Source organism: Thiobacillus sp. 65-1402 (assembly GCF_001897685.1).
Classification (GTDB): Bacteria; Pseudomonadota; Gammaproteobacteria; order Burkholderiales; family Thiobacillaceae; genus Thiobacillus.
The window spans coordinates 1-7,152 of record NZ_MKUG01000128.1 but is presented as its reverse complement, the minus strand read 5'-3'; the positions used below and the strand labels follow the sequence as shown (position 1 = coordinate 7,152).

Genomic DNA, 7,152 nt, shown 5'->3' with positions numbered 1-7,152 from the left:
CGCGTTCAACGCCATCGGCAGCGTCGTCGGCATCACGGCCGCCTTCCTGGTCGAGCGCTTTCGTAACGCCTTCTCCGACATCGGGGAGCTGGCGAAGGCCCTGGGCCAGGACGTGGCCGCGGCCTTCAGCGGCGACTTCTCGATGCAGTCGCTGCGCGCGGCACTCGGCCGCCAGCTCGGCGAGGTGCGGGATTTCGGGAAGGAGCTGGCTGGAGCCGTGCGCGACGCCGTCACGCGTGACTACGTCGGGGAGGCCGCGCAAGCCATCGCCCGGCGCATCCGCCCCGAGCAAACCCAGCCGGGCGTCTTCGGCCGTCCGCAGCCGCAGGCCTTGTCCGCCCCCGACAAAGGAGGCGAAGCAGCGAAGCTCGCCCTCGTGCAGGCCCAGGCCGAGGCCGAATTCAAGCTCCTCAAGGACGCGTTGGACCGTCAGGCGCGGGCGCTGGACGCATCCCTCGAAGACCGGCTGATCTCGCTCAAGGACTACTACGCGGCCAAGACCCGGATCGAGCAGCAGGAGATCGATGCGGAGATCCGGCGCGTGCAGGTCTCGCTCGCGGAGCAGCAGCGCCTGCAGAGGACCGGCAAGGACGAACCGGTACGCCTCAAGGCGAAAGCCGAGGTCGCCAAGCTCGAAGCGGAGCTCACCGTCCTCAACAACAAGCGCGCGGACGTCGAGGTCGCCAATGCCCGCAAGGCCGCCCAGGCCGAGCGCGAGCTGCGCGAGGAGCTTGCCAAGGTGCGCGACGAACTGCTCGACCTCACCGGGGCGGCGACCAGCCAGGATCGACGCGCGGCGATCGAGCGGCAGTACCAGACGCTGATCGAGCGGCTGCGTGCCGAGGGCGACACCGAAGGCGTGGCCACGGTCGGGCGCCTCATCGACGTCAAGTCGGCGGCCGCCGATCTCGCCGACTACGAGCGCCAGTTCAACGACGCGCTCGCCCGGATGCGTGCATCCGAGGAGTCGATCAACCTGCAGCGCCAGTCGGGGCTACTCACCGAATCCCAGGCACGAAGCCAAATCCTTGCGCTGCATCGCCAGACGGGCGAATCGCTCGATGCGCTCCTACCGCAGTTGGAGGCCGCCGCCGCGGCCATTGGCCCGGAGGCCGTCGCCCGGGTACAGACCTGGAAGAACGAGATCGCGCAGGTGAAGCTCGTGGTGGACGACGTGGCGGTCGCCATCGACGGGGCGGTGCAGGACGGCTTCGCGCAGATGTTCGAGGCCATCGGCAGCGGCGCCAAGTCGGCCAAGGACGCCTTCGCCGACTTCGCCCGCTCGGTACTCGCCGCCATCAACCGCATCGCCTCATCGGACAGGGAGGGGGTCGGCGCGCTATCCAACAATATCCTCAAGGATTTTGCGCTGACCAACAAGCTGCTGCGGCTGGCCAACGTGGCGTTCTACAACCAGGTCGGCGGGGGGGCGATCAGCACCATCTCGCGCGCGGTGGTGATTCTCGGTTTCGATGCGGTGCGCTCGATCGCCCTGAGCCTGATCCTGTTCGACAACCTGGAGAACAAGGCGCACGCGCAGCAGCTGAAGGAGGAATTCGTCAAGGTGCTGTACGCCGGCATGCTGGCGCGCGAGATGGCGGACAAGGCGCAGGTGAAGGATGTGGAGGAGGCGTTTATCGGCGCCATGCTGCACAACCTGGGGCGCATGCTGGCGATGTTCTACTTCCCGGCGGAGACGGTGGCGATCCGGCAGCGGGTCGAGGCCGAGGGCTACAGCGATGCCCGGGCCTCGACCGAGGTGCTGGGGGTGTCGTTCGAGAATCTGGGGATGGGCATAGCCAGGAGCTGGGGTTTTCCGGATCAGCTGGTGCAGAGCATGAAAAAGCTGCCGGGAGGAACGCTTAAGCCATGCGTGAGCAATATCGACCGGCTGCGCGTGCTGGCGAGCTTTTCCAATGAATTGTGCGAGGTCATCCTCAGCACGCCGGATGACGATCGCGGCAAGGCCCTGGCCAAACTCACGGCGCGTTTTTCCGCCGCCTTGCCTGTGACGGAGAAACAGCTTTCCGGGGTGATGGAAAAATCCATGCAGGACATCGCCCAGTTCGCCCTGGCGGTGAATGTGAATCTGAAACACAGCGCTTTCGCGCAGCAAGCGTCGAAGTGGGCCGCCGGGGTGGCGGCGCCGGCCGTACCGCCGACTGCGCCGGAAGCGGATGCCGGCGCGCCGCGGAGCGGCGTGTCCGCCATCGAGCCCGAGCTGGGCAGCAGCGTGCTCCACGAATACGCCCCGATCCTCGATGCGGCACCGGGCGAAGATGGCGTCAAGCCGCAGCGCAGCAGCGAGGAAATTCAGTCCGTCCTCACCTCGGGCCTGCAGGACGTCGGCAATTCGCTGATCGACGACACTATTTCAATCAACGATATTTTGCGCATGATCCTCGAGGCCATGTATAGCGGCATGGGTTTCGCGCATGTGGTGCTGTGCATCAAGGATGGCCGCCACAACACCCTGCGCGGAAAATTCGGTTTCGGCGACGACGTGCAGAACCTGATCAAGGCATTCGATTTCTCCCTGGCGGGGCAGCCGGATGTGTTTCTCGTCGCGCTCCAGAACAATGCCGACATCCTCATCACCGATATCAACGACCCTAAAATCGCGACGCGGATTCCGGCGTGGTACCGGCAGAATGTGCCGGCGCGCACGTTCGTGCTGTTCCCGATCATCGTGAAAGGCAAGCCGATCGGCCTGATCTACGCCGACCAGCCTAATCCCGGCGGCATCACGATTCCCGAGAAAGAGCTTGCCCTGCTCAAGTCGCTGCGCAACCAGGCGGTGCTGGCCATCAGGCAGTCGCTGTAAGCGGCGCGTGCCGGGCGGGGGGGAAAGCACCCGAGCCGCCGTGGGGTTTGTTCAGCAGCAAGGAGATGACCATGAATCGTGTGCCAGCCTTATTCCTTTGTACGCTGCTGCTCGGCAGCGCCGCTTCGGCCGACGACGTGACTTACCGCAAGGACATCCGCCCGCTGTGGGAGCAGAAGTGCATGGCCTGTCACGGCGAAGGCTCCCCCCTCTCTGGCCGAATTCGACGAAAACAAGGACAGCTACAAGGAGCTCAACCGCGGCCCGCGCATGGGTACCTACGCCAGCCTGGTGGCCTTCGTCGGCTGGCCGGACAGCGGCGCCCTGATGCGCCGGCTGGACGATGGAAGCAACACCAAGGATGGCAAGCCCGGCAACATGTATCGGAACCTGGGCGCCGATGAACCGGAGCGGCAGAAGAATCTGGCCTTGTTCAAGGCCTGGGTTGGCGAGAAGGGCTGGGTGCTGAAGCACTTCGACGAACTTACCCGGGAAGAGCTCGGCAGGATGCGGGTCGCCGAATAGGCAGCGGACGCCCCTGCCGCTGCGCGGCGCAAGACCGCACAGCGGAATTCGGCATAATGGCGGGATGCCGTCTGTCCGAATCGCCTTCCGTTTTTTCGCCGGCCTGCTGCTTGCGGGCCATGTCGTTTCTGCCGGCGCCGCCGAACTGCCCGCCGCTTTCACCGGCGCGCTGAAGCAGGCCGCCATCCCGCTCGACCATGTGGCGGTGGTGGTGCAGCCGCTGGAGGCGGCGCAACCCGTGCTCAGCCACAATGCCGATGCGGCGCTGAATCCGGCGTCGGTGATGAAGCTGGTGACGGGTTTCGCGGCGCTCGACCGGCTGGGTCCGGAATACGTGTGGACGACCGATGTCTGGGCGGACGGCCCCGTCGTGGACGGCGTGCTGACGGGCGACCTCGTCGTCAAGGGATACGGCGACCCGACCCTGACGCTGGAGCGCATGTGGCTGCTGCAGCGCGAACTGCGCGCACGCGGGGTGCGCCATATCCGCGGCAATCTGGTGCTCGACCTCAGCCACTTCGACGTACCGGCGATGGATCCCGGCGCGTTCGACGGCGAGCCGCTGGCCTTGTACAACGCCGCGCCGGGGCCGCTGGCGGCCAACTTCAACGCGACGACGCTGCGCCTGAAGCCGGGCGAGCGCGACGTGTCGATCGTGCCGGACATCGCGTTGCCGGGCGTGACGCTGATCTCGCAGCTGGTGCTGGAGGAGCGGGCGGCATGCAATGGCTGGAAGGGCGCGATCACGCCATCGATTGCCGAGGGCGAGCGCCCCGTGCTGGTGCTGCGCGGGCAATACGCGCGCGGCTGCGGTGAGCAGGCCTTGTCGCTGAACCTGTTCGAGCCGGCGGCCACGTTCGATTTCATTTTCCGCGGCCTGTGGGCGGAAGCCGGCGGCACGCTGAGCGGCGCGACGGTGCCGGGTCTGCCGCCCGCTGCGGCACCGCTGCTGAGGTTCGCCTCGGAGCCGCTGGCCGATGCGCTCACCCGCCTGAACAAGCATTCCAATAACCTGATGGCGCGCAACCTGTTCCTGACGCTGGGCGCGGAAGCCCATGGCGCGCCCGCGACGCTGGACAAGGGCGCGCGGGCGGTGCGCGAAATCCTGGAGCGGCAGGGGGTCGCGACCGCCAAGCTGGTGCTGGAAAACGGCGCCGGCCTGTCGCGCATCGAGCGCATCAGCGCCGGCGCGCTGAACCAGCTGTTGCGCACAGCCAGCCGCAGCCCGCTGTCCGCTGAATTCGAGTCGTCGCTGCCGATCGTCGCCGTCGACGGCACGCTGAAGCACCGCTTCAACGGCAGCTCGCTCGCCGGCAGCGCGCACCTGAAAACCGGCACCCTGCGCGACGTCAGCGCCTTGGCCGGCTACGTGTTTACCGCCAGCGGCGGGCGCGTCAGCTTCGTGATGCTGGTCAACCACGCCAATGCGCGCCGCAGCGAAGCAGCGCAACGCGCGCTGCTGGAGTGGGTGCAATCCGGCGAGGCGGTGCGATGACTCCCGGCTGCCGCGCGATGGGGCTGTTTCTGGTGCTGCTGGCGCTGTTCCAGTCGTTGCCGGTGGCCGTGGATGCCTGGCAGGCGCGACAGTGGCCGGACACGGCGGCGGAATGGCTGCGGCTGTCGCTGTTGCCGGGGGCGCTGTGGCTGTATCTGCGCTACTTCAGCATCCTGGGCTGCCGCCGCTGCGGGGACGACGATGAACTTCGATAAGGTGCCCGAGTGGGTGAGATGGCTGGCGCAGGATGCCGACGGTGCCTGGTGGGGGTATGAAGCCGAGCCCAACAAGCAGGATTACGGCTGGTACGAGAACGAAGTGGGGCGCATCGTGCGGCTGGGGCAGGCTGCGCCGCCGGACGACTGGGAAGCGACGCTCAGCGCCTGGCCGTCCGAGCGCGGCTGACCGCTGCACCCGCCAGGTTCAGGGCGCTGCAGCAGGCGCGTTGAGCTGCAGCTGCCCGTCCTTCACCGGAATGCGCGGGCCGGGCTGGCGATCCATGCGCACCTGGCCTTCTTCCTTGCCCAGACGGTAGCGCACGTCATAGGCCACGGTTTTGCTGCGCGTATCGTAGACGGTCTTGCAGCGCGTTTCGGTGCGGCTGGTCGTGTCTTTTTCCTGCATTCCCTTCTGTACCTGGTGGCCGGCGTAGCCGCCGGCGGCGGCACCGGCGACGGTGGCGACCGTGCGCCCCTTGCCGCCGCCTATCTGACTGCCAAGGAGGCCGCCTGCGACCGCGCCGATCGCGGTGCCGGCGATGCGGTTGGGATCCTTGATCGGCGCCTGTTCGTTGACAACCACGTCGTGGCAAACCTGCCGCGGCGTTTTGGTGGTTTCGGTGACCGGCTCGACCGCCAGCACCTCGGCAAATTCCGGCTTCGGGTTGAGCACCTTGTACCCGGCCACACCGCCAATCGCGGTGACGGCAACGGCGCCGGCTATCACGCCGGCCAGCATGGATTTATTCATGATCTCTCTCCCGAGGGCTGAAAATGGCGACATGAGGCATGCTTCAAATCATAGCTCATGGCGCGGCAATCCCCGCCGCCGGAAGGCGGCGTCATGCGGGCTGCAGCAGGTCGATCCTGAAGCGGGCCTCATAGGGCGGGACGTTGCATTCGATGACGTCCGAGGGGGCGACGTCGAGGCGCACGCCGACGATGTCCGTGCGCACCGGCAGCTTCGCGGCGCCGCGGTCCACCAGCACCACGGTGCGGATTTCCGCCGGCTGCTTGCCGGCAAGGTATTCCACCGCGCGCAGCATGGAATGGCCGCGATACATGACGTCGTCCACCACCAGCACCGTGTGGCCGGCAAGGTCGAGGGCCGCGTGCGTCGGGTTCTCAGTCAGCGGGGTATCCGGGTGCAGCAGCGTGAGGTCGTCGGCGTAGCGTTCGATCTTGAGATCCAGCCGCACGCAGTCGGTCAGGCCCCAGGTTTCGCGCAGCCGCGCATGCAGGCGATCGGCCAGTGGCGCGCCGCGGCGCAGGATGCCGACGATGGCGACCCGCGTGCGTCCGGTCAAGAGGCCGGCCGCCTGACGTGCCATGTCGGCGACGATGGCGTCGAGCTGCTCGGGCGTGTAGAGGCAGGTGCGGCGGCCGGCGGGCTTGTCGCTCATCTGCGCTACAGCCCGAGATCGTTCCACATCGCATCGACGCGCGCCTTCACCGCCGCGTCCATCACGATCGGCGTGCCCCATTCGCGCGTGGTCTCGCCCGGCCACTTGTTGGTGGCGTCGATGCCCATCTTGCTGCCGAGTCCCGACACCGGGCTGGCGAAGTCGAGATAGTCGATCGGCGTGTTCTCCACCAGCAGGGTGTCGCGCGCCGGATCGACGCGGGTGGTCAGCGCCCACATGACTTCCTTCCAGTCGCGCACGTCGACGTCGTCGTCGGTGACGAGGATGAACTTGGTGTACATGAACTGCCTGAGGAAGCTCCACACGCCGAACATCACCCGCTTGGCGTGGCCGGGGTAGGCCTTTTTCATGCTCACCACCGCCATGCGGTAGGAGCAGCCTTCGGGCGGCAGGTAGAAGTCGACGATCTCGGGGAACTGTTTCTGCAGCAGCGGCACGAAGACTTCGTTCAGCGCCACGCCGAGGATCGCCGGCTCGTCCGGCGGCTTGCCGGTGTAGGTGCTGTGGTAGATGGGGTCGCGCCGCATGGTGATGCGCTCGACGGTGAAAACCGGGAAAGTCTCCTGCTCGTTGTAGTAGCCGGTGTGGTCGCCGTACGGCCCCTCCAAGGCCGTCTCGTTCGGATGGATCACGCCTTCCAGCACGATTTCGGCGGACGCCGGCACC

8 protein-coding genes are annotated in these 7,152 nt (G+C 66.9%); 5 read left to right on the top strand and 3 right to left on the bottom strand.

The annotated features are described in order from the left end of the window. The 5 genes from BGO62_RS10290 to BGO62_RS10270 all read left to right on the top strand — a co-directional run. Nucleotides 1-2,824, top strand: a 2,824-nt coding sequence (locus BGO62_RS10290; protein ID WP_296642027.1) for an HDOD domain-containing protein, incomplete at its 5' end; no start/stop codon positions are given. A 270-nt stretch (nt 2,825-3,094) separates the two neighbouring features. Then, nucleotides 3,095-3,349, top strand: coding sequence for a hypothetical protein (locus tag BGO62_RS10285; RefSeq protein ID WP_296642026.1), 255 nt, complete (start codon nt 3,095-3,097; stop codon nt 3,347-3,349). Between the two features lie 64 nt (nt 3,350-3,413). Further along, on the top strand, nt 3,414-4,844 hold the full coding sequence (gene dacB, locus BGO62_RS10280) for a D-alanyl-D-alanine carboxypeptidase/D-alanyl-D-alanine-endopeptidase (RefSeq protein WP_296642025.1): 1,431 nt from the start codon (nt 3,414-3,416) through the stop codon (nt 4,842-4,844). Next, a complete protein-coding gene (locus BGO62_RS10275; protein WP_296642024.1) occupies nt 4,841-5,059 on the top strand; it encodes a hypothetical protein in 219 nt (72 codons plus the stop codon). The genes dacB and BGO62_RS10275 overlap by 4 nt, the downstream gene beginning before the upstream one ends. Further along, nucleotides 5,046-5,249 (top strand): hypothetical protein, encoded by a 204-nt coding sequence (locus BGO62_RS10270; RefSeq protein ID WP_296642022.1) that lies wholly within the window; start codon nt 5,046-5,048, stop codon nt 5,247-5,249. Before BGO62_RS10275 ends, BGO62_RS10270 begins: the two co-directional genes overlap by 14 nt. Before the next feature lie 18 nt (nt 5,250-5,267). Here the strand turns inward: BGO62_RS10270 and BGO62_RS10265 are convergent, their stop codons facing one another. From BGO62_RS10265 to BGO62_RS10255, 3 genes are all read right to left on the bottom strand, one after another. After that, nucleotides 5,268-5,813, bottom strand: a complete 546-nt coding sequence (locus BGO62_RS10265; RefSeq protein WP_296642020.1) for a glycine zipper 2TM domain-containing protein — start codon at nt 5,811-5,813, stop codon at nt 5,268-5,270. 91 nt (nt 5,814-5,904) lie between these two features. Further along, nucleotides 5,905-6,465 carry a phosphoribosyltransferase domain-containing protein gene (locus tag BGO62_RS10260; RefSeq protein ID WP_296642016.1) on the bottom strand — a complete coding sequence of 187 codons (561 nt, stop codon included), beginning with the start codon at nt 6,463-6,465 and terminating at the stop codon, nt 5,905-5,907. A gap of 5 nt (nt 6,466-6,470) precedes the next feature. Continuing rightward, on the bottom strand, nt 6,471-7,152 hold a 682-nt coding region (locus BGO62_RS10255; RefSeq protein ID WP_296642013.1), incomplete at its 5' end, for a UbiD family decarboxylase.